General features: G+C 71.3%; 25 protein-coding genes and 1 tRNA gene. 10 read left to right on the top strand and 16 right to left on the bottom strand.

Features of this window, described 5'->3' with window-relative positions; all coding sequences use genetic code 11:
• Window positions 1–178: 178 nt before the first annotated feature.
• Together I847_RS0110635 and I847_RS0110645 are read left to right on the top strand one after the other, a co-directional pair.
• Entirely contained in the window at window positions 179–550 is a 372-nt protein-coding gene (locus tag I847_RS0110635) for a DsrE family protein (protein ID WP_028049673.1), read from the top strand.
• Window positions 551–755: 205 nt separating this feature from the next.
• Window positions 756–1,796: a hypothetical protein gene (locus tag I847_RS0110645; RefSeq protein ID WP_028049674.1), complete on the top strand. Its 1,041-nt coding sequence runs from the start codon at window positions 756–758 to the stop codon at window positions 1,794–1,796.
• A 202-nt stretch (window positions 1,797–1,998) separates the two neighbouring features.
• Here the strand turns inward: I847_RS0110645 and I847_RS23220 are convergent, their stop codons facing one another.
• The 3 genes from I847_RS23220 to I847_RS0110660 all read right to left on the bottom strand — a co-directional run bounded on the left by I847_RS23220 (window position 1,999) and on the right by I847_RS0110660 (window position 3,771).
• Window positions 1,999–2,496 (bottom strand): DUF4395 domain-containing protein, encoded by a 498-nt coding sequence (locus tag I847_RS23220; protein ID WP_034610004.1) that lies wholly within the window; start codon window positions 2,494–2,496, stop codon window positions 1,999–2,001.
• A 71-nt stretch (window positions 2,497–2,567) separates the two neighbouring features.
• Window positions 2,568–3,035 (bottom strand): thioredoxin family protein, encoded by a 468-nt coding sequence (locus I847_RS0110655; protein ID WP_028049675.1) that lies wholly within the window; start codon window positions 3,033–3,035, stop codon window positions 2,568–2,570.
• A gap of 1 nt (window position 3,036) precedes the next feature.
• The gene (locus I847_RS0110660; RefSeq protein WP_028049676.1) at window positions 3,037–3,771 is read right to left on the bottom strand and encodes a hypothetical protein; all 735 of its coding nucleotides are present in this window, start codon (window positions 3,769–3,771) and stop codon (window positions 3,037–3,039) included.
• 208 nt (window positions 3,772–3,979) lie between these two features.
• Here I847_RS0110660 and I847_RS0110665 point away from each other — a divergent pair, with 208 nt between their 5' ends.
• The 3 genes from I847_RS0110665 to I847_RS0110675 are packed head-to-tail and all read left to right on the top strand — an operon-like array spanning window position 3,980 to window position 6,934.
• Complete coding sequence (locus tag I847_RS0110665; protein ID WP_028049677.1) at window positions 3,980–4,708, top strand: response regulator transcription factor; 729 nt, start codon at window positions 3,980–3,982, stop codon at window positions 4,706–4,708.
• A 23-nt stretch (window positions 4,709–4,731) separates the two neighbouring features.
• Window positions 4,732–5,988 (top strand): Na+/H+ antiporter NhaA, encoded by a 1,257-nt coding sequence (nhaA, locus tag I847_RS0110670; RefSeq protein ID WP_196804532.1) that lies wholly within the window; start codon window positions 4,732–4,734, stop codon window positions 5,986–5,988.
• A 10-nt stretch (window positions 5,989–5,998) separates the two neighbouring features.
• Window positions 5,999–6,934, top strand: coding sequence for an alpha/beta fold hydrolase (locus I847_RS0110675; RefSeq protein WP_028049679.1), 936 nt, complete (start codon window positions 5,999–6,001; stop codon window positions 6,932–6,934).
• 40 nt (window positions 6,935–6,974) lie between these two features.
• On the opposite strand, the gene nth is transcribed toward I847_RS0110675, so the two are convergent.
• Window positions 6,975–7,697: an endonuclease III gene (nth, locus tag I847_RS0110680; protein ID WP_028049680.1), complete on the bottom strand. Its 723-nt coding sequence runs from the start codon at window positions 7,695–7,697 to the stop codon at window positions 6,975–6,977.
• Window positions 7,698–7,881: 184 nt separating this feature from the next.
• Between nth and I847_RS0110685 the strand changes: the two genes are divergently transcribed.
• Window positions 7,882–8,295, top strand: coding sequence for a hypothetical protein (locus tag I847_RS0110685; protein ID WP_028049681.1), 414 nt, complete (start codon window positions 7,882–7,884; stop codon window positions 8,293–8,295).
• A gap of 118 nt (window positions 8,296–8,413) precedes the next feature.
• A complete protein-coding gene (locus tag I847_RS0110690; protein ID WP_028049682.1) occupies window positions 8,414–9,091 on the top strand; it encodes a Crp/Fnr family transcriptional regulator in 678 nt (225 codons plus the stop codon).
• On the opposite strand, the gene I847_RS0110695 is transcribed toward I847_RS0110690, so the two are convergent.
• The 3 genes from I847_RS0110695 to I847_RS0110705 are packed head-to-tail and all read right to left on the bottom strand — an operon-like array spanning window position 9,088 to window position 10,047.
• Entirely contained in the window at window positions 9,088–9,567 is a 480-nt protein-coding gene (locus tag I847_RS0110695; protein WP_028049683.1) for a RidA family protein, read from the bottom strand. The two genes, I847_RS0110690 and I847_RS0110695, sit on opposite strands and share 4 nt — an antisense overlap.
• On the bottom strand, window positions 9,567–9,725 hold the full coding sequence (locus tag I847_RS26730; protein WP_155856117.1) for a DUF4177 domain-containing protein: 159 nt from the start codon (window positions 9,723–9,725) through the stop codon (window positions 9,567–9,569). The genes I847_RS0110695 and I847_RS26730 overlap by 1 nt, the downstream gene beginning before the upstream one ends.
• 40 nt (window positions 9,726–9,765) lie before the next feature.
• Window positions 9,766–10,047, bottom strand: a complete 282-nt coding sequence (locus I847_RS0110705; protein WP_028049684.1) for a WhiB family transcriptional regulator — start codon at window positions 10,045–10,047, stop codon at window positions 9,766–9,768.
• A gap of 383 nt (window positions 10,048–10,430) precedes the next feature.
• On the opposite strand from I847_RS0110705, the gene I847_RS0110710 reads away from it, so the two are divergent.
• The 3 genes from I847_RS0110710 (at window position 10,431) to I847_RS0110720 (ending at window position 14,022) form a co-directional block, all read left to right on the top strand.
• Window positions 10,431–12,914 carry a transglycosylase domain-containing protein gene (locus I847_RS0110710; protein ID WP_028049685.1) on the top strand — a complete coding sequence of 828 codons (2,484 nt, stop codon included), beginning with the start codon at window positions 10,431–10,433 and terminating at the stop codon, window positions 12,912–12,914.
• Window positions 12,914–13,852: a metallophosphoesterase gene (locus I847_RS0110715; RefSeq protein ID WP_028049686.1), complete on the top strand. Its 939-nt coding sequence runs from the start codon at window positions 12,914–12,916 to the stop codon at window positions 13,850–13,852. The genes I847_RS0110710 and I847_RS0110715 overlap by 1 nt, the downstream gene beginning before the upstream one ends.
• A 96-nt stretch (window positions 13,853–13,948) precedes the next feature.
• Window positions 13,949–14,022, top strand: a tRNA-Pro gene (locus I847_RS0110720).
• Window positions 14,023–14,225: 203 nt separating this feature from the next.
• Here the strand turns inward: I847_RS0110720 and I847_RS0110725 are convergent.
• From I847_RS0110725 to I847_RS0110765, 9 genes are all read right to left on the bottom strand, one after another.
• Window positions 14,226–15,080 (bottom strand): DUF4097 family beta strand repeat-containing protein, encoded by an 855-nt coding sequence (locus I847_RS0110725; protein ID WP_028049687.1) that lies wholly within the window; start codon window positions 15,078–15,080, stop codon window positions 14,226–14,228.
• Window positions 15,077–15,739 carry a response regulator transcription factor gene (locus I847_RS0110730; RefSeq protein ID WP_028049688.1) on the bottom strand — a complete coding sequence of 221 codons (663 nt, stop codon included), beginning with the start codon at window positions 15,737–15,739 and terminating at the stop codon, window positions 15,077–15,079. Before I847_RS0110730 ends, I847_RS0110725 begins: the two co-directional genes overlap by 4 nt.
• Complete coding sequence (locus I847_RS0110735) at window positions 15,727–17,082, bottom strand: sensor histidine kinase (RefSeq protein WP_051274799.1); 1,356 nt, start codon at window positions 17,080–17,082, stop codon at window positions 15,727–15,729. The genes I847_RS0110730 and I847_RS0110735 overlap by 13 nt, the downstream gene beginning before the upstream one ends.
• Window positions 17,083–17,154: 72 nt before the next feature.
• Window positions 17,155–17,859, bottom strand: a complete 705-nt coding sequence (locus I847_RS0110740) for a hypothetical protein (RefSeq protein WP_028049690.1) — start codon at window positions 17,857–17,859, stop codon at window positions 17,155–17,157.
• The gene (locus tag I847_RS0110745; RefSeq protein WP_028049691.1) at window positions 17,856–18,743 is read right to left on the bottom strand and encodes an ATP-binding cassette domain-containing protein; all 888 of its coding nucleotides are present in this window, start codon (window positions 18,741–18,743) and stop codon (window positions 17,856–17,858) included. The genes I847_RS0110740 and I847_RS0110745 overlap by 4 nt, the downstream gene beginning before the upstream one ends.
• The gene (locus I847_RS0110750; RefSeq protein WP_028049692.1) at window positions 18,740–19,099 is read right to left on the bottom strand and encodes a GntR family transcriptional regulator; all 360 of its coding nucleotides are present in this window, start codon (window positions 19,097–19,099) and stop codon (window positions 18,740–18,742) included. The genes I847_RS0110745 and I847_RS0110750 overlap by 4 nt, the downstream gene beginning before the upstream one ends.
• A gap of 152 nt (window positions 19,100–19,251) precedes the next feature.
• Entirely contained in the window at window positions 19,252–20,301 is a 1,050-nt protein-coding gene (locus I847_RS0110755) for an aspartate-semialdehyde dehydrogenase (protein WP_034609958.1), read from the bottom strand.
• Between the two features lie 5 nt (window positions 20,302–20,306).
• A complete protein-coding gene (locus I847_RS0110760; protein WP_028049694.1) occupies window positions 20,307–21,581 on the bottom strand; it encodes an aspartate kinase in 1,275 nt (424 codons plus the stop codon).
• 290 nt (window positions 21,582–21,871) lie between these two features.
• A complete protein-coding gene (locus I847_RS0110765) occupies window positions 21,872–22,447 on the bottom strand; it encodes a DUF5063 domain-containing protein (RefSeq protein WP_028049695.1) in 576 nt (191 codons plus the stop codon).
• Window positions 22,448–22,449 lie beyond the last annotated feature (2 nt).

The following is a 22,449-nucleotide window of genomic DNA, read 5'->3' on the forward strand; positions in this document are numbered from 1 at the left end:
CCTCCTGGTCACGGTCGGACGCAGGACTGCGTCAGCTCTGGCCCTTGTAGAGCCGGAAGACGACGAGCGCAGAGATCGAGCCGATCGCCAGCGTCGCCAGCACCAGCAGGCCGATGAAGAGTCCTTCCAGCGCAGTCATGCACCGATCCTAACGAGCGCATCCCCCTAACCTGTTCCGGTGAGCACCCCCGCGCGTCCCCTCGTGATCAAGACCACGTCCGGCACCGACCGCCCGGAAGCCACCAACCAGGCCTTCACCGTGGCCGCAGCCGCCGTCGCCGCCGGTGCGTCCGTGAGCCTCTGGCTCACCGGCGAGTCCGCGTGGTTCGCCCTGCCCGGACGCGCCGCCGACCTGGTCCTCGAGCACGCCACTCCCCTCGCCGAGCTGCTGGCCCTCGTCCTCGAGGAGGGCACCGTGACCGTCTGCACCCAGTGCGCCGCCCGCCGCTCCATCGGAGCCGACGACGTCCTGCCCGGCATCCGCATCGCCGGCGCCGCGGTCTTCGTCGAGGAGTCGCTCGCCGAGCACGCGCAGGCGCTCGTCTACTAGCCGACCTCGACGCTTCGCCTCCCGACCGCGAAGCCGTTCGGGTAGGCGCGCGATCCGCGGTCGTCGTCCTCCTCGTTCTCCACCCGCGGGCCTCGCGAACGTCGAGCAGTGTTCGCCCGCTCGTCACCCATGCGTCCCGCGAGTCTGTGACCGTGGGCGGGTTGTCCACATCTCGTGGGCTGCCACGCATTCCACAGGAGAATCGATGAAGCTTCGGCGCCCCGCACTGACCGCTCTCGCCCTCACGGCCGGCCTCGCCGGTGCCCTCGCGTCGCCCGCTGCCGCCGCGTCGGAGCACGGTCCAGAGCACGACGACGCCGGTCACTACTCGTTCGCGATCATCGGCGACATCCCCTACGGCGCCGCCCAGATCGCGCTGTTCCCGACGTGGATCGACGAGATCAACGCTGCCGACCCGGAGCTGACGTTCCACGTCGGGGACATCAAGAACGGCTCGACCACGTGCGACGACCCCTACTACTCGCTCATCAGGTCGGACTTCGACCGCTTCGAGCAGCCGCTGGTCTACACGCCCGGCGACAACGAGTGGACCGACTGCCACCGTGCCAACAACGGCGCCTACAACCCGCTCGAACGACTCTCGTACGACCGGTCCATCTTCTTCACGAACCCGGGCTGGTCGCTCGGCCAGCACCCCACCAAGGTCGACTCGCAGGCCCGCAGCGGGTTCCCCGAGAACGTCCAGCTGCGGCGCCAGGGCGTCGACTTCGCCATGGTGCACGTCGTCGGCAGCAACGACGGCCTGCAGCCGTGGGCCGGCCTCGGCAACACGACCGCCACGCCCGAGCAGGTCGCCGCGGAGAACGCCCGCATGGCGAACGCGCTCACGGTGGTCCACGAGACCTTCGCGACGGCCCGCCAGAAGCACGACCGGGCCGTCACCGTGCTGCTCCAGGCGGACATGTTCGACCCGACCTACACAGCCACGCCGAACGACATCTCGGCGTTCCAGCCGCTGGTGCAGGCGCTCGTGACGGAGTCGAGCCGGTTCGACGGCGAGGTCTACCTCGTCAACGGCGACAGCCATCTCTACAACGCCGACCAGCCGCTGGCGACCGGTTCGCCCTGGCTCACGACCTACGGCGTCACCGGCTCGGCGGACAACCTCCGCCGGATCACCGTCGACGGCTCCAGCAACAACAAGGACTGGCTCAAGGTCACGATCAACCGCCCCGGCGCGTCCGACGTCCTCAGGTGGGAGCGCGTCCCGTACGTCGCGCAGTGAGGTAGCCGGGCCGCCGCAGGGTTCGGACCTAGCGCCACTTGGGTCGGGAGTTGCTCGTGTTGCGCCCGGAGTGCCGAATCCGCCCTCCACGCGCCCCACGAGCACCAGGTGGCGCTAGGCCCGCCCGCGTCCGGAGGCGGCAGCGGCGCGGTCCGCCCGCATCCTGACGCGGGGTCGGCGCGTCCGCCCGCGGCCGGAACGGTCAGGCGGCGGCGCGGCCCGCGCGGAGGCGGAGGCCCAGCAGGTACATCTCGCGGCCGAGGCACAGGCCGAAGACCGCGTTGAGGAACGCGGCGACCAGGGCGAAGCCGGCGGCGACCGGGATGGCGTAGGGCACACCCAGCAACCCCAGCAGGAGGCCGGCGCCGGTGATGACCAGCCCGACGAGCTGCGCGAAGGTCGGCGGCCGGGGGTCCTCCAGCTCGGTCGGCGGCGCCAGGCGGGGGCGGACGACCGTGCGGAACACCCAGCCCTGCCAGGTGTGGCCGACCCCGCGGAACGTCCCGATCGCGAAGCTGACGACGATCAGGGCGAGCAGCGCGGCCGCGGCGGCCGGCCAGGCGCCGAGCAACAGGACACCGGCGAGCAGGACGAGGTTGATCCACGCACCGAAGCGCGGGCCGCGGGGATCGATACCGGCCGGGGAGGCGGGTGCGACGGCCGGGGCAGGTCGGGAAGGCTCAGGGGCGGACTCGGACATCGGGAGCTCCAGGGGACGCAGGTCGGGGGCCGGGGCCGGGGCCGACGCCGCCCGGCCGCCCCTCGCGGGCGTCAGGGAGCGGTGACCCCGCCCGGACACGCCTCGAGCGCGGCCAGCGCGTGCCGACGGTCCGTCGCACCGGACATGCGTCCGACGACGACGCCACGGGCGTCGAGCAGGAGGATCGTCGGGGTACGCATGATGGAGAAGCGTCGCACGAGGTCCAGGTGCTCCACCACGTCCATCTCGACGTGTGAGAGGTCGTCGTGCTCGGTCACCAGCTGCCCGAGCACCGCGGCCGTCCGTCGGCAGGGCGTGCACACCTCGCTGGAGAACTGGGCGAAGGTCGCGCGCCGCCCGAGCGGGACACCGAGCTCGGCGGCGGTCAGCCGCTGGTGGTCACCGACGTCGGGCTCGTCGACCGCCCGCCGCAGGAGCTGGGCGTCGACCGGGGTGTAGCGACCGTTGCGCGCTCGCCACCAGAGTCCCAGGCCTGTCGAGACGGCCAGGAGCGCCGCGACGAGCAGCACATTGCCCATGTCACCCCACCAGAACCCGACCAACGACGTAGACAAGAGTACCGGTGACCGTCACCGGAAGGGTGACGGCCGCGAGCGAGGGCCACCGCCGTTCGAGTGAAGGGAGCTCGTCGAAGAGCGCGTGCAGTGTGGCGACGAGCACACCCACGGCGAGGCCGAGCAGCAGCGCCGGTCCGACGTCGATGTCCTTCAGGAGCGCACCCCCGAGGGCGCCTGCGGCCGCCGCAGCGACGCTCGTGACAAGTGCGCCGAGCCAGGTCGCCAGCCGGAACGCGACGACGACCGACCCCACGGAGAGGGCCAGTGCGCCGACCACGACGAGCGGTTCGCCGCCCGGCGTGCGGCCGGTGGCCACCCAGCCGGCCGCGGCGACGGCGACGAGCGTGCCGGTGACGGTGCCCGACACGGACTCGACGAGCCGCTCGCGACCGTCGCGCCGCAGGAGCTCGTTCAGGAACGCGAGCAGGACCGCCCCCGCGAAGACGAGGGGGAGATACCGCAGGTAGGGCTGGGCGGCGGTCAGGTGCACGACGACGACGGCGCCGGTCCCACCGACCCCGACGACGACCGACGACCCCGCGCGGAAGGGCAGTCCGACCAGGGCCGGCCAGCCGAGGGCGAACACGACGACCAGGAGAACAGCCGCGATGGCCAGCGCGAGACCGCCGAGGTATCCGGCGACCGCGACGGCGGCCGCGAGCGCGGCGGTGACGACCGCGCGATTGGCGAGCTGCACGCCTACCGACCTGCGTCCGGGGTCACCACGGACGGGTACGAGGACGTCAGACGTGGGAGCACGCCGCCGATTGTCGCATCTCGCGCCGATTTCCCCAGAGTTAACGTCGGTGTCCCCGTTTGCCACCTGGTCAGCCCTCGACAAACGGACGCAACGTCCCCGGAACACGCGATACCGTGTGCCCCACTCGCACGCAGGGAGGTAGGACGTGGCGGATCTTCTGCTGCTCACTCCAGCGTCCGGAGGTTCCGCCCAGGTCCTCCCGGCTCTCGGACTGCTGTCCCACCGTGTTCGCGTGCTGCCGGTCGAACCGTCGGCACTCGTGGACGCACCGGACGCCGACATCGTCGTGCTCGATGCCCGCCGCGACCTCGTCACCGCGAGGACCACGTGCAGGCTGCTGCGCGCCACCGGCCTGACCGTCCCGCTCATCCTGGTCCTGACGGAGGGCGGCCTGACGGTCGTGACCGCCGAGTGGGGCGCCGACGACATCATCCTGGAGACCGCCAACCCCGCCGAGGTCGAGACGCGCTTCCGTCTCGTGATGGAGCGCGCGGCCACCGCGGGCTACGACGACGCGCCGCAGGAGATCTCGTCCGGCGAGCTCACCATCGACGCCGGCGGTTACACCGCCCGGCTGCGCGGTCGCCCGCTCGACCTCACGTACAAGGAGTTCGAGCTCCTGAAGTACCTCGTGCAGCACCCCGGTCGCGTCTTCACCCGGGCGCAGCTGCTGCAGGAGGTCTGGGGCTACGACTACTACGGAGGCACCCGGACGGTCGACGTGCACGTCCGACGCCTGCGGGCCAAGCTCGGCCCGGAGCACGAGCAGCTCATCGGCACGGTGCGTAACGTGGGCTACCGGTTCGACCCGCCGAAGGACCGCCGCGGAGCGGTGGACGGACGCACGGAAGTCCCGGAGCCCGCCGACGCCTGACGGCACCCCTTCTGAGGAGCACAGTGGCCAGCAGGTTGTTCTCGTCCCTGTCCCCCAGCTCCGAGAGCAACCTCCGGGACACTCTGCGCTCCGAGCGCGTCGGCGGCGTGCTGCTGCTGTTCGGCACCGTCGTGGCGCTGGTCTGGGCCAACGTCTTCCCGGAGAGCTACGCCTCGGTCTCCTCGTTCGTCCTCGGCCCGGCGGCGCTGCACCTGGATCTCTCGCTGGCGACCTGGGCGACCGACGGCCTCCTGGCGATCTTCTTCTTCGTCGTCGGCCTGGAGCTCAAACGGGAGATCGTCGCGGGCGAGCTGCACCACCTCCAGACAGCGATCGTGCCGGTCGTCGCCGCGATCGGCGGCATGCTGGTGCCGGCCGGGTTGTACCTGGCGGTCAACCTGACCGCGGACGGTGGCGTGCCCAAGGGCTGGGCGGTGCCGACGGCGACGGACATCGCGTTCGCCGTGTCCGTTCTCGCAGTCGTCGGACGCAGCCTGCCGAACGCCTTGCGTGCGTTCCTGCTGACGCTGGCGGTGGTCGACGACCTGCTCGCGATCACCGTCATCGGCGTGGTCTACACGGAGGAGGTGTCGTTCCTGTGGCTGGGCGCGGCGGCGGCGGCCGTGGCGCTGTTCGCCGTCCTGATCCGGTTCGGCCGGGTCAACGGCTTCCTGCTCGTACCGCTCGGGCTGGTCGCGTGGGCGTGCGTCCACGCGTCCGGGGTCCACGCGACGATCGCGGGTGTCGCCCTGGGCCTCGTCGTGCCGGGGACGGCCGCCGCGACACAACGGGCCCTGAGGCTTTCCGACGAGCCCGAGAGCTCCCTGGCGGAGCGCTGGGAACATGCGTGGCGACCGCTGTCCGCGGGCGTCGCCGTCCCGGTGTTCGCCGTCTTCGCGGCTGGCGTCACCCTGACCTGGGGCGCGCTGTCCACCGCCTTCTCCGACCCGGTGGCGCAAGGTGTCGCCCTCGGCTTGGTGGTCGGCAAGCCGCTCGGCATCGTCGGTGCCACCTACCTCGTCGCACGCTTCACGAAGGCGCGCCTGGCGCCGGGCCTGGGCTGGGGCGACGTCTGCGCGGTCGGCGTGCTCGGGGGCATCGGGTTCACCGTCTCGCTGCTCGTGAGCAGCCTCGCGTTCGGCGCGGGCAGCGACCACGACGAGCACGCTGTCGTCGCGATCATCGTGGCGTCCGCCGTGGCGGCCTTCCTCGGCGGGCTCGCGCTCGCCTATCGGGACCGGTACCACTCGCGCGCGGCTCCCGCACCGACGAGCGGGTAGGTTCGCTCCGATGAGCACCGTCGACTCCGCCACGCTCCTCATCGAGGGTCCGTGGGAGCACCGCTTCGTGCCCGCGAACGGAGCTCGGTTCCACGTGGCCCTCTCAGGGCCTGACGAGCGCGACGCTCCCCTTGTCGTGCTCCTGCACGGGATCCCCGAGTTCTGGTGGGCGTGGCGCCATCAGCTGCCGGCGCTGGCCGACGCCGGCTACCGGGTTGCCGCGATGGACGTCCGAGGCACGGGTGGCTCCGACAAACCGCCCGTCGGCTACGACGTCCCGACGCTGGCCGCCGACGTCGCCGGGGTCATCCAGTCGCTCGGCGCGGCGAACGCCGTGGTGGTGGGAACGGGAACCGGCGGCGAGATCGCGTGGGCGATGGCCGGCCTGCACCCGCGGCACACGCGCGCCGTCGCGGCCCTCGGCGCCCCGCACCCGCTCGACACCCGCGGCAGCCTGCGCGCCGCCATCCGCCCTGCCGCCGCCAAGCGGCTCGCGTTCATCCAGCTGCCTTCCTTCCCTGAGCGCGCGCTCATCGAGGGCGACCTGGTCGCGCGCCTGCTGCACGAGTGGGGCGGCCGCCCCGACTGGATCGCCCCCGACGACGCGGCGGTCTACCACTCCGCGGCGCGCGTGCCGTTCGCGGCGCACAGCCAGATGGAGCAGCTGCGGTGGATGGTGCGGTCGATGCCACGTCTGGACGGCCGGCGCTACCACGCGGCCCTCGCGAGCACCCCCCGGTTGCCGGTGCTGCAGATCCACGGCGGTCGCGACGGCATCCGTCCCGCTGCCCACGCCGCCCTCTCCAGCCAGACGGCCGCGCTCGTGGGACCGGGCTACAGGTTCGAGCTCCTCTCCCAGGCAGGCCACTTCCTGCCCGAGGAGGCCCCCGACCAGGTCACCGAGCTGCTGCTGCGCTGGCTGCGCGAAGTAGCCCCGACCACCTGACGCGCCGCCGCCGTGACCGGCGAGGGGCTGGTCGCCCCGGTCACCCCTTGAGCATCGCGGCGGCCTTGACCGGGTCGAGCTCCCCGATGCCCGACGACGGGCACAACGACGCGATCGGGCACGCACCGCACGCCGGCCTGCGGGCGAAGCAGGTGCGCCGGCCGTGGAAGATCAGCCGGTGCGACGCCATCGTCCAGTCCGCCCGGGGCAGCAGGCGGTTCAGCTCCCTCTCGACCACCACCGGGTCGTCGCTCGTGGTGTAGCCCAGGCGCTGCGACAGACGCATGACGTGGGTGTCGGTGGTGATGCCGGGGATGCCGAACGCGTTGCCGAGCACGACGTTGGCGGTCTTGCGACCGACCCCGGGCAGCGTCACCAGGTCCTTCAGCCGTGGCGGGACCTCGCCCCCGAACCGCTCCACGAGCGCGGCCGACAGACCCATCACCGACTTGGTCTTGGCGCGGAAGAACCCGGTGGGCCTGAGGATCTCCTCGACCTCCTCCGGGTTCGCGGCTGCCAGAGCTCTGGCGTCGGGATACCGGGCGAACAGCTCGGGCGTCGTCAGGTTCACGCGGACGTCCGTGGTCTGCGCCGAGAGCACCGTGGCGACGAGCAGCTCGAACGGCGAACGGAAGTCGAGCTCGCAGTGCGCGTCCGGGTACCGCACGGCCAGCGCACGGTCGATCCGACGAGCGCGACGGGTACGAGCAAGGTCCGACTCGAGGTCGGCGGCAGGGGCACGAGCGAGGTCCGGCGAGGTCACCGTGGCAGCGTACGACCGGCCACCGACAACCGCCGCAGGTCGTCGGAAAGCGCCTCAGATCACCTAGGTGACCTGCGACGTTGCTCCCTTGGAGTGATCTGTTGGTCACACCACGCGCGCGCGCTCAAGGTGCCACGCGATCGGGCCGAAACCAGACACGGAACCCCGAGGAGGACCACCCACCATGACCCCTGCCGTCGAGCACCGTGTGCGCGACCTGCGTCTCGACCGCCGCGCACTGCGCGCCGAGCACGCCCGGGTGACCTGGTGGCGCCGGCTGGTCCGCGCCAGGCTCGACCTCGCCGTCGCACAGGCGGCCCGGCCGCAGACGCTCGGTGAGGACATGGCGTTCCAGCTCCCCCCGGAGGTCGGGGTCGAGGTGCCGCGGCCGGCCGTCCTGGCCTCGGTGCTGGAGTCGGACAACGGGACGTGCGACCTGCGCATCGACGAGCTCCGCTCCCTGGACGCCCAGCTCGCACGGTACGGCGAAGGCGTGGAGGCGGCCCTGGGACGGGCCACCGAGCGCCTGATCTCCCGGCTCGCTCAGGAGCCCCGCGCGACACTGTCCGGCCTGCCGGAGCCGCTGGGCCGCGGTTGACCGCGTCGATGGGGCAGACTGAGCGTGGATCAGGCCGCTGATCAGCGGCCACCTTCGTCTGCGCGGATCCACGGGTGTGGCGCCGCGCATGACTGTGCAGGAGAGGTGAGGTGCCACCGTGGTGGACGACATCGTGCTCGCGGCCCCGTTGTTCGCCGGTCTGGAACCGGAGGCGTCGGAGGCGCTCGTCGCGACGATGAAGGCGATCGACGTCGCTCGAGGGGACACCCTCTTCCACGAGGGTGAGCCCGGTGACCGGCTCTATGTGGTCCGCGAGGGCAAGATCAAGCTCGGTCGGCGCTCGAACGACGGCCGCGAGAACCTGCTGGCCGTCCTCGGGCCGGGAGAGATGTTCGGTGAGCTCTCGCTGTTCGACCCCGGCCCCCGCACCGCGACCGCGACCGTCGTCGCCGACGCCGTCGTCCTCGAGCTCGGCCACGGCGACCTCATCAAGTGGCTGCACGACAAGCCGACCGTCGCCCAGCACCTGCTGCAGGCCCTGGCCCGCCGACTGCGTCGCACCAACGAGGCGCTCGCCGACCTGGTGTTCTCGGACGTCCCCGGCCGCGTCGCGAAGGCACTGCTCGACCTGTCCACACGCTTCGGCGAGCGGGTCGACGAGGGCATCCGCGTCGCGCACGACCTGACGCAGGAAGAGCTCGCGCAACTCGTCGGCGCATCCCGGGAGACCGTGAACAAGGCGCTGGCCGACTTCGCCGCCCGGGGTTGGGTCCGGCGCGAGGGTCGTGCGGTCGTCCTGCTCGACGTCGACCGGCTGGAGCGGCGCGCCCGTTAGGCGGTAGGCGCGAGCTCCACGACGATCTCCACCTCTACCGGCGCGTCCAGGGGGAGCACCGCGACACCGACGGCGGACCGCGCGTGGATCCCGGCGTCGCCGAGCACCTCGTGCAGGAGCAGGCTGGCGCCGTTGACCACGCCCGGCTGCCCGGTGAAGGACGGGTCGCTCGCGACGAACCCGACGACCTTGACCACGCGCACGATCGAGTCGAGGGCGTCCGCACCACCGCCCAGCAGACCCGCGACCGCCGCGAGCGCGTTCAGTGCGGCGGTCCGGGCGTAACCGGTGGCCTCCTCCGGCGTCACCGAACCGCCGACCTTCCCGGTCGCGGGCAGCGCCCCGGCGACGAACGGCAGCTGTCCGGACGTGTAGACGTGGTCGCCGGTCCGGACGGCCGGTACGTACGCCGCCACCGGGGGGGCCACCGCCGGCAGCTCGAGGCCGAGTGCGGCGAGCCTGGCGGCGGCGCCCATCAGGACTCCTTCGGCCGCTTCAGGTAGGCGACCAGGCCGGCGTCGGGCCCCTGGACCACCTGCACGAGCTCCCACCCGTCGGCGCCCCACTGGTCGAGGATCGCCTTGGTTGCGTGAATGATGAGCGGAATCGTCGCGTATTCCCACGTCGTAGCCATGTGCACAACCCTAGTAGGGCGGTGGCGTCGGGATACCAGCTCAGGCCAGGAGCAAGGGCTCCGTCCCGACGAGCTCGGAGCGCCACGAACGCACCTCGGGCCGGCGACGCAGGAGCGCCCGACGCTCGCGCTCCGTCATGCCACCCCAGACCCCGAAGTCCATCCGGTTGTCGAGGGCGTCGGCCAGGCAGGCCAGTCGGACCGGGCACCCGGTGCACACGGTGCGCGCCTCACGCTGCGCGGCGCCCTCGACGAAGAGCGCGTCGGGGGCCAGCTTGCCGCTGCCGCACTCGGCCAGCGCCGTCCAATGGACGTCCTGCATGACGGTAGTCACCCAACCCCCTTGCCTGCTGAGGGGTTTCCGCACCGTAGCGGAGACTGCACCCCAGTCCCTGCCCGGGAAACTAGCGGTACGCGCACCATTCTGGCGAGCCGCCAAAGGGGTCATTTCGACTGCTGGACGCGCGAACAGGTCACTGCACGCGTGCATTCGCGTGTCGAATCACTCGTTCGGGTGGTGTTCGACCGGATGTCTGGTCGTGTTCATCCGTGTCCGAACGTACGGGATCGCTTCCCGTTCCTGGAACGACCACGTGCCGACGTTCGCCCGTTCGGGGGTCTCCCTCTTGTGTGGGTCCGGTGGAGGTCCCGCCTTCTCCCATTCATCCTGACGGCACGTACATGAGGGACTACTACCCTGACGGGATGCCGAACCCTGCGCGCTCGCGCGGCCGCCAGGTCAACGCCTTCCAGGCGCTGGCCCTCTTGATGTCCTTCGTGCTCGTCGCCGGTGTCGGTGGCGTGCTCGCCGCGGGACTGGTGCTGCCCGGCGTCGCGATCGCCAACCGTACGACCGAGGTGACGGCGACCGCGTTCGAGGAGCTGCCGACGGAGCTCGACCAGCCCGGACTGCCCGAGAAGTCGACGATCCTCGCAGCCGACGGCACCTTGCTGGCCACCTTCTTCGACCAGAACCGCGTCGTGGTCCCCCTGACCGAGATCTCGCCGATGCTCCAGCACGCGGTCATCGCCACCGAGGACAAGCGCTTCTACAAGCACGCCGGGGTCGACCCCTCGGGCATGCTGCGGGCCTTCGTCCAGAACCAGACCTCGTCGGGCGGTCAGCAGGGTGCGTCCACCCTGACGCAGCAGTACGTCAAGAACGTGCTCATCGAGGCCGCGCTGGCCAAGCCCGAGGGACCCGAGCGGCAGGCGGCCCTCGAAGCGGCCAAGGGTCACAAGGGCAAGGAGGGCGTCGCACGCAAGCTCCGTGAGGCAAAGCTCGCCATCACGCTCGAGAAGACGAGCACCAAGAACCAGATCCTCGAGAAGTACCTGAACATCGCGCAGTTCGGGATCAAGGTCTACGGCGCCGAGTCGGCCGCGGAGTACTACTTCAGCAAGCGTGCGAGCGACCTCAACTACCTCGAGGCCGCGACCATCGCCGGGATCACGCAGAGCCCGAGCAAGTGGGACCCGGTCGCGCACCCCGACGACGCCGAGGTCCGTCGGAACACCGTCCTGCGGCTCATGAAGGAACAGGGCTACATCACGAAGGCCGACTACACGGCCGGCGTCGCCACGCCGATCGCCAGCACGCTCAAGCCGCAGGAGCTCAAGCAGGGGTGCGCGGTCGCCAGCACGGTCGTCGCCGGCTCCGGCTACTTCTGCGACTTCGTCACCAAGGTCATCGTCAACGAACCCGCCTTCGGCAAGACGAGGGAAGACCGTGCCAGCCTCCTGTACAAGGGTGGTCTGACCATCACGACGACGCTCGACCCGAGGCTGCAGACCGAGGCCGACACCGAGGTCAAGGCGGGCATCCCGGTGCAGGACCCGTCGGGTGTCGCCAGCTCGATCGTGACCGTGCAGCCGGGTACCGGGAAGATCCTCGCGATGGCGCAGAACCGGGACTACGCGGCCATCGGTGATTCCACCAAGCGCACGGAGTCGGTCAACTTCAACACGGACAAGGCCTACGGAGGGTCGAGCGGCTTCGCGCCGGGCTCGACGTTCAAGCCGTTCACGCTGCTGGAGTGGCTCAAGCAGGGGCACAGCCTCTACGACGTCGTCAACGGCAGCGTTCGCCCGCTCAACGAGAAGATGTTCACCACCTGCGGCGTCAGGAACAGGGACTTCGTGTGGACCCCGGGCAACGCCGAGTTCGGCGCAGGCAACATGACTGTCCTGGACGCGACGAGGAACTCTGTCAACCTGGCCTACCTGACGATGGGCTCGCAGCTCGACATGTGCAACATCATGCAGGGCGCCACCGACCTCGGGATGCACCTGGCCGCCCCTCGCGCTGCCGCCAAGGACGGCCGCGCGGCCGGGACCATCGAACCCGGACTGAACCCCTCGAACATCATCGGGACGGACACCGTCGCGCCGTTGTCCATGGCCGCCGCGTTCGCGACCTTCGCCTCCGGCGGCATCCACTGCGACCCGATCGCGATCCTGAGCGTCGTGGACACGAACGGCAAGCAGCTCTCCGTGCCGCCCGCGAACTGCACCCAACCGATCGAGTCGAAGTACGCGAACACGATCAACTACGCCCTGAGCAACGTGTGGAAGGGCACGGCCAAGAGCGTCGGCGCCCCGCCGTTCCCGTCCGCCGGCAAGACGGGTACCACGAGCCAGAACCAGGACACCTGGTTCGTCGGCTACACCCCCCTGCTCTCGACCGCCGTGTGGGTGGGGTTCTCACAGGCGCCGAAGCCCGTCTACCACATGACGGTCGCCGGCGTCTGGCACCCGAAGGGCATCTTCGGTGCGACGATCGCCGCACCGACCTGGAAGCGGTTCATGGTCCAGGCGCTCGCCGGTGCGCCCAACCCCGACTTCGCCGGCGCCGACCCGAAGCTCGTGTTCGGCGAGAAGATCCCGGTGCCGTCGGTCGTCGGCAAGTCCCAGGACGAAGCCGAGCAGATCCTCGAAGATGCCGGGTTCACCGCCACGATCGCGCCCGATGAGGTGCAGTCGACGCTTCCTGCCGGGCTGGTCGCCTCGCAGAACCCGTCACGTTCCGCCACGCGCGGCACGGCCGTCATGCTGACCCTCTCGAACGGCGAGGCACCCCCCGACCCGAACGCCACCCAGGAACCGACCCAGGGGCCGGGACCGGGTCCAGGTCCCGGTGGTCACCAGGGCGGTCCTCCAGGCAACGGCGGCGGCAAGGGCCGCGGCTGATGCGGGCAGGCGCCCGCGCGAGCGCCGGTCTGGCGGTCGCCGGTGCCGCGGCACTCGCGTACGCAGCGCTCGTCGAGGTGCGCTGGTACGCGTTGCGGGAGGTCACCGTGCCGGTGCTGCCGGCGGGGCAGGACCCGTTGCGGATCCTGCACCTGTCGGACCTGCACCTGGTTCCCGGTCAGCGGCGCAAGGTCGACTGGGTCCGCGACCTGGCCTCCCTGCGGCCGCACCTCGTCGTCGACACGGGCGACAACTGGTCACACCTCGACGCCATGCCGGACCTGCTGCACGCCCTCGAGCCGCACCTCGCCGGCCCCGGCGCGTTCGTGCTCGGCTCGAACGACTACGTCGCTCCCGTGCCCAAGAACCCCGCGCGGTACCTTCTGCCCGACGCCCGCAGACATTCGCCGAAGAAGACCGTCGAGCTGCCCTGGCGCGAGCTCGCGGCACGGTTCGCGTCGGCCGGCTGGATCGACCTGACCAACCGCCGTGACGTGCTCAAGGCCGATGGTCGCGTGCTCTCGCTCGTCGGCACCGACGACGCGCACATGAACCGCGACCACTACCCGCCGGCGGCTGGGACCGACGATGCTCGCACCGGCTCCACGCCGATCGACCTGCATCTCGGCGTCACGCATGCGCCGTACCGCCGCGTCCTGGACGCGATGCACGCCGACGACGTCGACCTGGCGATCGCGGGCCACACGCACGGCGGCCAGCTCGCACTCCCCTTCTGGGGTGCGCTCGTCACCAACTGCGACCTGGACACCAGCCGCGCCAAGGGCCTGCACGGCTGGCCCGGCCCGCGGCCCGACCGCCCCGGCGGCGCCGACTCCACCTGGATGCACGTCTCAGCCGGTCTCGGCACCTCGCCGTACGCACCTGTGCGGTTCGCGTGCCGACCCGAGGCGACGCTTCTCACGCTCGTCGCCCCGTGAGTCGTGCCCGATCGGCTGCACGCGTGCGGCCACCGGGGCTCGGCGGCTTTCGGTTTCGTTGCAAGGGCACTCGTCGGCTATCCTTGCCAGGCTCCACGGGGTGTGGCGCAGCTTGGTAGCGCGCTTCGTTCGGGACGAAGAGGTCGTGGGTTCGAATCCCGCCACCCCGACACTGTGGAGAAGGCCCCTGGCCAGCGGAGACGCTGACAGGGGCCTTCTGCATGCCCCGGCCGAGCGCCTTCGCGTGGAGTGGCCACACCCGGGCCGGCGCTCACGAGATGGCCCCGGAGACACCGCTCGACACCGGCGAGGACGGGGACAGTTCGTCGCGACGAGTGGTGTCCCCGGCCCAGGTCCTCGCTGGCGACGAGCGTCAGGGACGCGGGCCCAGGTACGACGCGTCGCCGTCGACGGTGTGGATGGCGACGCTGACGGACGCGTCCGGGTCCGTCGGGGCGTCGACGGTCTGCCGGCCGTCGTTCGTCGCGACCGTGAGCGCGACCGGGTCGCCGTTGCCGTACACCGTGATGTCGCCGTCGGCGGCGCGGGCATCGACGTTCCCGTCGACCCCGGCGATCGTCGTGCGGCCGTCGCTGGAGTGCGTGGTGACGGAGCCCGTCACCTGCGAGATGTCGACCGAGCCGTCCGAGGAGCGTGCGCTGACGTCGCCGCGGATGTCGGTGATCGTCGCGTCGCCGTCGACGGAACGCACGGACACGGCGCCCGTGACGTCGTCGATCCTCGTCGCGCCGTCGCTGGTGTGCACCGTGACGGCCCCGGTCAGGGAGGTCGCCTCGACGGACCCGTCCGACGACCGGACCACCACCTCGGTGCCCTGCGGGACGGTCACGTTCAGGCCGGCTTCGCAGAAGCCCGGACGCCACCAGTCGCACGTGTGCTTCACCACCAGGCGGTTGCCGCTCATCGCCGCCTTGTAGGAGGCGTGCGTGGACGCGGTGCGCGACGTCCGCTCGACATGGATGCTCGCGTCGCCGGTCGCGACCGTGACGTCGCCGTCCGCGACCAGCTCGACCACCGGGGCCGCGTCGTAGGTCGCCGAGCCGGACACCGTCGCCGGGTCGGCGTTGGAGTAGACCAGCAGGTCGACCAGGCTGGACGCGCCGGAGACGAGCATCAGCGCGCCGACGATGGCGCCGACCCACACCAGGGCGCGCGCGCCGGCGGACCGCTTCGGGGGTGCGGGAGGACGTTCGAGGGTGGTGGTCATGACTGGTCTCCCGGTTCGTGCTCGAGCCAGCGGAGCACCGCCAGCACACGACGGTGGTCGTCGGCGTCCTGGGCCAGGCCCAGCTTGGTGAGGATCGAGGTGACGTGCTTCTCGACGGCGGGCAGGCCCACCACCAGCCGTTCGGCGATGGCCGCGTTGGAACGGCCCTCCGCCATGAGGCCGAGCACGTCGCGTTCGCGGGGCGTGAGGGTCTCGAGGCCCGACCGCCGGGTGCGGGCGAGGATCTGCGCGACGACGTCCGGGTCGATCACGGTGCCGCCGGACGCGACGCGGCTCAGTGCGTCGAGGAACTCGTCGACATCGGCCACCCGGTCCTTCAGCACGTACCCGAGTCCGCGCACGTCACCGGCGAACAGCTCCCGGGCGTAGCGCTGCTCGACGTACTGCGACAGGACGAGGATCGGCAGCTTCTTGTGCAGGCTGCGCAGGTGCACGGCGGCGCGCAGACCCTCGTCGGTGTGGGTCGGGGGCATCCGGACGTCGGTGACGACGATGTCGGGCAGCTCGGTCTCGGCCCCGAAGGCGGCGACGAGCTGGTCTGCCGTCGTGTAGCCCGTGACCTCGTGGCCCTCGGCCACGAGCAGACGGCTCAGGCCGTCGAGCAGGAGGACGGAGTCCTCGGCGATCACGATGCGCACGGCACCTCCACGGTGAGTCGGGTGCCGGCTCCGGCCGGGCTGTCCAGGTCGAAGGTGCCGTCCAGCGCGGCGACGCGGCTGCGCAGGCCGTCCAGGCCGCTGCCGCTCGTCGGTGCCGCGCCCCCCGCCCCGTCGTCGGCGATGACGAGCCGCAGGTGCTGCGACGGCGTGATCGTGGCGGTCACCGTGACGTTGGAGGCCTGCGCGTACTTGGCGACGTTGGTCAGGGCCTCGGCGACGACGAAGTACGCCGCCGCCTGCGCGGACGTGCTGGCCGGCGTGAGCGGCGCGGGGACGTCGACGGTGACGGGCACGGGACTGCGGGCGGCCAGGGCAGAGAGCGCGGCATCGAGACCGCGGTCGGTCAGGACGGCCGGGTGGATGCCGCGTACGAGGTCGCGCAGCTCGGCGAGCGTCTCCTTGACCTCGCGGTGCGCGTGGTCGAGCACGGCGGCCGCCTCCGGGTCGCTCGAGGCCTTGCGCCGGGCCGCTCCGAGCTCGACACCGAGCGCGACGAGCCGCTGCTGTGCGCCGTCGTGCAGGTCGCGCTCGATCCTGCGCCGTTCGCTGTCGGCCGCACCGACCGCCGCCGTGCGCGTCTCTGTCAGGTGCACCGCTCGGTCCTCCGCAACGGCAAGCTGTGCCTGCGCGTGCCGGGCCGCCTCGACGGCCTCGGCGCGCGCCGATGCACCGAGCATGGACCGCGCCGCCCGGACGAGCGCGAACGACGACGCCTGCACCCCGAGCGAACCCACCCAGGCCACGACCACAGCCGCGAGGACCAGGAGCGGCGCAGGTGCCGGCATGGTCACCGAGTCGCCGTAGAAGATCACGAACGCCAGCAGCGCGACGGCGCCGGCGAGGCCGACCGAGACGACGACGGTCGACGCGGTCAGGATGACGCTCCCGACCAGCAGGTAGGCCACGTGCGCCCACGAGCGGCTGTCGCCGAGCACCGCCATCCAGGCTGCCCACCATCCCGGCCTGCGCGGCTGCTTGTAGCGAGGGGCGTCGATGGTGACGCGGAGCTGCGCGTGCAGCCGGGCGCGTTCGAGCCGGGCGATCGGTCGGACCGCGAGCAGCGTCACGACGACCATCGGGATGCCGACGAACAGCACGGCCAGGCTGAGCCCGACAGCGAGCGCCACGAACACCGCGATCGCGGCGAACCCGACGAGGAACGACCCGACCACGGTCTGCGAGATGCCCACCCACGTCGCACCCGAGACGGGGGCGGCGAGCAGGGGCCGCCATCCCGTCAACGCAGGTGCGACGAGTCGCAGGTCGTCGCGTTCCGACACGCAGCCGTTCAGCGGTGTCCCGGTCGATCCGTCGGAGCTCATGACCTAGACGCTAGGGCGTGCGGACGCGCGGTCGACACCAGGACCACCCACGAAGGCGTGGTGGGGTCAGCCCTACTTCTTGGGCGGGACCGCGGCTCCGCGCACCAGCCGGTCGAGGGCGATCGCCGTGAGCATGGCGACCAGGATCCCGATGCCGGAGAGCAGGAACAGCAGCTGTGCGTCCGCGGTCGCCACCATGGCGGTCAGCGCGACGACCGGCCCGACGGTGAGCGGGAGCGTGAGGGTCCCCCACCAGCCACCGCCGCGCAGGTACACGATCCCCACCAGGAGACCTGACACGTTCGACGCGACGAAGGTCGTCGCGCAGGCGATCAGGAACGCCGCCGGCGTCGCGCCGTCGACTCCGACGGACCAGTGCCACCCGAACGCCCCGTACACGGCCCGCTCGGCGGACATCAGCACGGCGTACGCGGCGCCGTACCCGATCCCGGTACCGATCGCGGCGACCAGGGCACCTCGTGCCAGCGCCCGCCGCGTGAGCCCGGAGGCCACCTGGACCGGCACCGAGGTGAGGGCCGTCCCGATGAAGAACGACATCGGCAGCCAGACCAGCGCCTGCATGCCGAACTGCACGACGCCTCGCTCGACGACGTCCGCGACCGTCGCGTAGATCGCGACGGCGATCGTCGAGACGACCACGGCGATGCCCCAGAACCAGAGCGCGACGCGGAGCTGCGTCGCCAGGAACCAGCGCGCCGTGAGATCCACCGGTCCGCGTCGGACGCGGGGACGGTCTCCGGTGAGGGTGGTGCTCATCGCGCAACCTCCGTCGGGCGGCGTTCGGTCAGGTGGACGAACAGGTCCTGCAGGGGCACCGGCCCCAGCTCCAGGCCGCCCAGCCGCGCGTTCTGCTCGTCGTCGGGAAGCGTCCCGACGACCGTCGCCTGGGCCGTGCCGCCGAGACGCTGGCGCGCCACGACGTCACGTCCGACGACGAACGCCTCGACGGCGTCCGACGGACCCGTGACGGTCATGCCGCTCGAGCGCAGCGCGTCCGCGTTCGACTGCGTGAGCACCGAGCCGCGGTGCAGCACGATGACGTCCTCGAGCAGTCGTTCGACCTCGTTGATCAGGTGGCTGGACAGGACGATCGTGCGCGGGTGCTCGAGCCAGTCGGCCAGCAGGGCGTCGTAGAACGCGTACCGGGCCGGCGCGTCCATGCCGAGGTGCACCTCGTCCAGGAGGGTCAGCGGCGAGCGGCTGGCGATCCCGACGACGATGCCGAACGACGACTTCTTGCCGCGGGAGAGGCGGTACGGGCGGCTGGTCCTTTCCAGCTCGAACGTGTCGAGCAGCTTCTCCGCGAGGTCCGTGTCGAACGTCTCGCGGCGGTCGGCCAGCATGCGGAGCGACTCCGCGATCGGCCGCTCCGGGGTCATGTCGCCGCTCTCGCGGACCAGGGTCGTGGCACCCATCGTCCGCGCGTTCTCCCACGGCTCGTCGCCGTCGACGAGCACGGTCCCGCTCGTCTTGCGCAGGAACGCGGCCAGCACCGAGAGCGCGGTCGTCTTGCCCGATCCGTTGCGCCCGAGCAGCCCCGTGATGACGCCGGGACGGATGTCGAACGACACGGCGTCCAGGGCCGTCGTCGCGTCGAACCGGACCGTGAGGTCCCTGACGTGCACACCGAAGCCGCTCATCGCGGTCCCCCGTTCCTCAGGTGCTCGATGACGTCCTCGACCGGGATGCCGAGGACCTTCGCCTGTGCGGCGACGGGGTCGACGACCTTCGCGAAGAACGCGGCCCGCTTCTCGGTGAGCAGCTGCTCGCGGGCGCCCGGTGCGACGAACATGCCGATGCCGCGCTGCTTGTAGAGCACGCCCTCGTCGACCAGCTCCGTGAACGCCTTGGCCGCCGTCGCCGGGTTGATCCGGAACGTCGTCGCGTACTGCGTGGTCGACATGACCTGCTCATGCTCCTTCAACGCGCCCGAGAGCACGTCGGCCCGGATCTGGTCGGCGATCTGCACGTACAGCGGATCGCGTCCGTCGAACATGCATCGCCTCCTCGTTGGTTCCCTACCTGACCAACTAACCACAGAACCCCGCGCCCCACAACCCTGTGGGGGGAGGGATTCGCCGGGAAGACAGCAACGTCCGCACTCGTGGGGGCTATGCCCCTCACGAGTGCGGACGTTGCGAGTCTTGGCTAGACGCTGGTCAGGCGCTGGGCGGCGACGAGCTCCGCGATCTGGACCGCGTTGAGCGCGGCGCCCTTGCGCAGGTTGTCGTTGCTGACGAACAGCGCGATGCCGCGACCGTCGGGGACGCCCTGGTCCTGACGGACCCGACCGACGAAGGACGGGTCCTTGCCGGCGGCGTGCAGCGGCGTCGGGACGTCGGTCACCACGACGCCGGGAGCATCCGCCAGGAGCTCGAGAGCCCGCTCGGGGGTGATGGCCGACGAGAACTCGGCGTTGATCGAGAGCGAGTGCCCCGTGAACACCGGGACGCGCACGCAGGTTCCAGAGACCAGCAGCCCGGGGATGTCGAGGATCTTGCGCGACTCGTGCCGCAGCTTCTGCTCCTCGTCGGTCTCGAACGAGCCGTCGTCGACGAGGGACCCGGCGAGCGGGATGACGTCGAAGGCGATCGGCGCGACGTACTTGACCGGGTCCGGCAGGTTCACGGCGGACCCGTCGTGCACGAGCGCAAGCGTGTCCTGGGTGACCGCCGCGCGGATCTGGCTGTCGAGCTCGTCGGCACCCGCGAGGCCCGAGCCGGAGACGGCCTGGTAGGTCGAGACGACGAGGCGGGTCAGGCCGGCCTCGTCGTGCAGGACCTTGAGCACCGGCATCGCGGCCATCGTGGTGCAGTTCGGGTTGGCGATGATGCCCTTGACGGCGTCGTCGATCGCCGACGGGTTCACCTCGGAGACCACGAGCGGGACCTCAGGGTCGCGGCGCCAGGCCGAGGAGTTGTCGATGACCAGCGCACCGGCAGCGGCGAACCGCGGGGCGTGCACCTTGGAGGCCGCGCCCCCCGCGGAGAACAGGGCGACGTCGATGCCCGAGAGGTCCTCGGTCTCGACGTCCTCGACGACGACGTCGGTGCCCTTCCAGGGCAGCGTCGTGCCTGCCGACCGGGACGAGGCGAAGTACCGGATGGAGTCGACGGGGAAGTCGCGCTCCTCGAGGAGGCGGCGCATGACGCCACCGACCTGGCCGGTCGCGCCGACCACCGCGATGTTCAGTCCCATGATGCCTACCGTCCCGTTCCGCCGTACACGACGGCCTCGTCCGACGCCGAGTCCAGATCGAACGCCGTGTGCACCGCACGAACGGCCTCGTCCAGCGAGTCCGCCCTGGTGACCACGGAGATCCGGATCTCCGACGTCGAGATCATCTCGATGTTGATGCCCGCGGACGACAGCGCGGCGAAGAACCGTGCCGAGACGCCGGGGTGCGACTTCATGCCCGCGCCGACGAGCGAGAGCTTGCCGATCGTGTCGTCGTACTGCAGCGACGCAAAGCCGATCTCCGGCTGGTGCTCCGTCAGGGCGGCTGTTCCGGCGGCGCCGTCCGTCGCCGGGAGCGTGAAGGAGATGTCCGTCAGGCCGGTCGACGCGGCGGACACGTTCTGCACGATCATGTCGATGTTGACGCCGGCGCCGGCGACGACCTCGAAGATGCGCGCGGCCTTGCCGGGGACGTCCGGGACGCCGACCACGGTGATCTTGGCCTCGCTGCGGTCGTGCGCGACGCCCGCGATGATCGGCTGCTCCACGGAATCTCCTTCAGGGGCGGGCTCGTCTGTGACCAGCGTGCCGGTATGAGTACTGAACGACGAACGGACGTGGATCGGTACCCCGTACCGGCGCGCGTACTCGACGCAGCGCAGGACCAGCACCTTGGCGCCGCTGGCCGCGAGGTCGAGCATCTCGTCGTAGGTGACGCGCTCCAGCTTGCGGGCGTTGGGCACGATCCGCGGGTCGGCGCTGAACACGCCGTCGACGTCCGTGTAGATCTCGCAGACGTCCGCCTTGAGGGCCGCCGCGAGTGCGACCGCCGTGGTGTCCGAGCCACCCCGACCCAACGTGGTGACGTCGTTGGTGGACGGGTTGACGCCCTGGAACCCCGCGACGATCGCCACGGACCCCTCCGCGATCGTCTGGCGGATCCGGCTGGGCGTCACGTCGATGATGCGGGCCTTGCCGTAGGCCTCGTCCGTGAGCACGCCCGCCTGCTGGCCGGTGAACGACTTGGCGTCGACACCGAGGTTGTGGATCGCCATGGCGAGCAGGGACATCGAGATCCGCTCGCCGGCCGTGAGCAGGATGTCCATCTCGCGCTGCGGCGGCAGCGGCGTCACCTGCTGCGCGAGGTCGATGAGCTCGTCCGTCGTGTCGCCCATCGCGCTGACGACCACCACGACGTCGTGGCCGGCGCGCTTCGCCTCGGCGACCCGCTTGGCGACGCGCTTGATGCTGGCGGCGTCGGCGACGGAGGAACCGCCGTACTTCTGCACGATCAGGGCCACGGGGGAGCTCTTTCGCGGGCTCGGGATGGGACCGGGCGAGTGTACGGCGGTGTCCACGCAGGGGCCGCGCGGTTTCAGATGCCGGATCGACCCCGACTGCTTGTCACGTACGCGGACGTCCGGTGCGCTCTGCGCCCATGGACGACGACGGCGGCATCCACGTCAGCGGCCTGCGCCGCGCGTCCGGGTCGCGTGCAGGCCCTCGACGGGGTGGACCTGACCGCCCGGGCCGGCGCGGTCACCGCCCAAGCCGGCCAGGGGCACCCCGCGTGGCGCGGGCGGGCCCGGCGTCAGGGCTGGAGCGCGTCGTACTCCGCCTCGGCGGCGACGTCGTCCTCCACGTCGAGGCGCAGGTGGGCGAGGATCGCCTGCAGGGTGCGCAGCACGCTGGACGCGCGCTCGCCCCAGTCGGACAGGTAGCTGAACTGCCACCACCAGAGGGCCTCGAGCACGTGCGCGTTCTCGTAGTGCCGCAGGCCCTGGGACAGCGCACCGGCGATGCCGACGAGGTCACCCGAGACGATCGAGCGCTCGACGTCGACACCCAGCAGGGGGTCGACGACCTCGGCGTACTCGTCGATGCCGTCGAACACGTTGGCCAGGTTGGCGCGCAACGGCTCGACGTCCGCGTCCGGGCCGACGTCCGGCTCGAACCGTTCGACGGGCACCACGTCCGTCGTCGCACCCAGGCGGGCGCCGGCGGCGAGGATGTCGGAGACGGCCAGCAGGAGGAGCGGCAGCGCAGCGTCCGGTGCGGAGCCCGCGGCGACCTCCGTGACGGTGGTCAGGTAGCGGCGGGCCTCGTCGGCCATCGAGTCCGCGATGTCCCGCAGGTCGGCGTCGATCGTCGTCTGGTGCGGTGTCATCG

It is taken from the genome of Cellulomonas sp. URHD0024 (genome assembly GCF_000426185.1).
Taxonomy (GTDB): Bacteria; Actinomycetota; Actinomycetes; order Actinomycetales; family Cellulomonadaceae; genus Cellulomonas.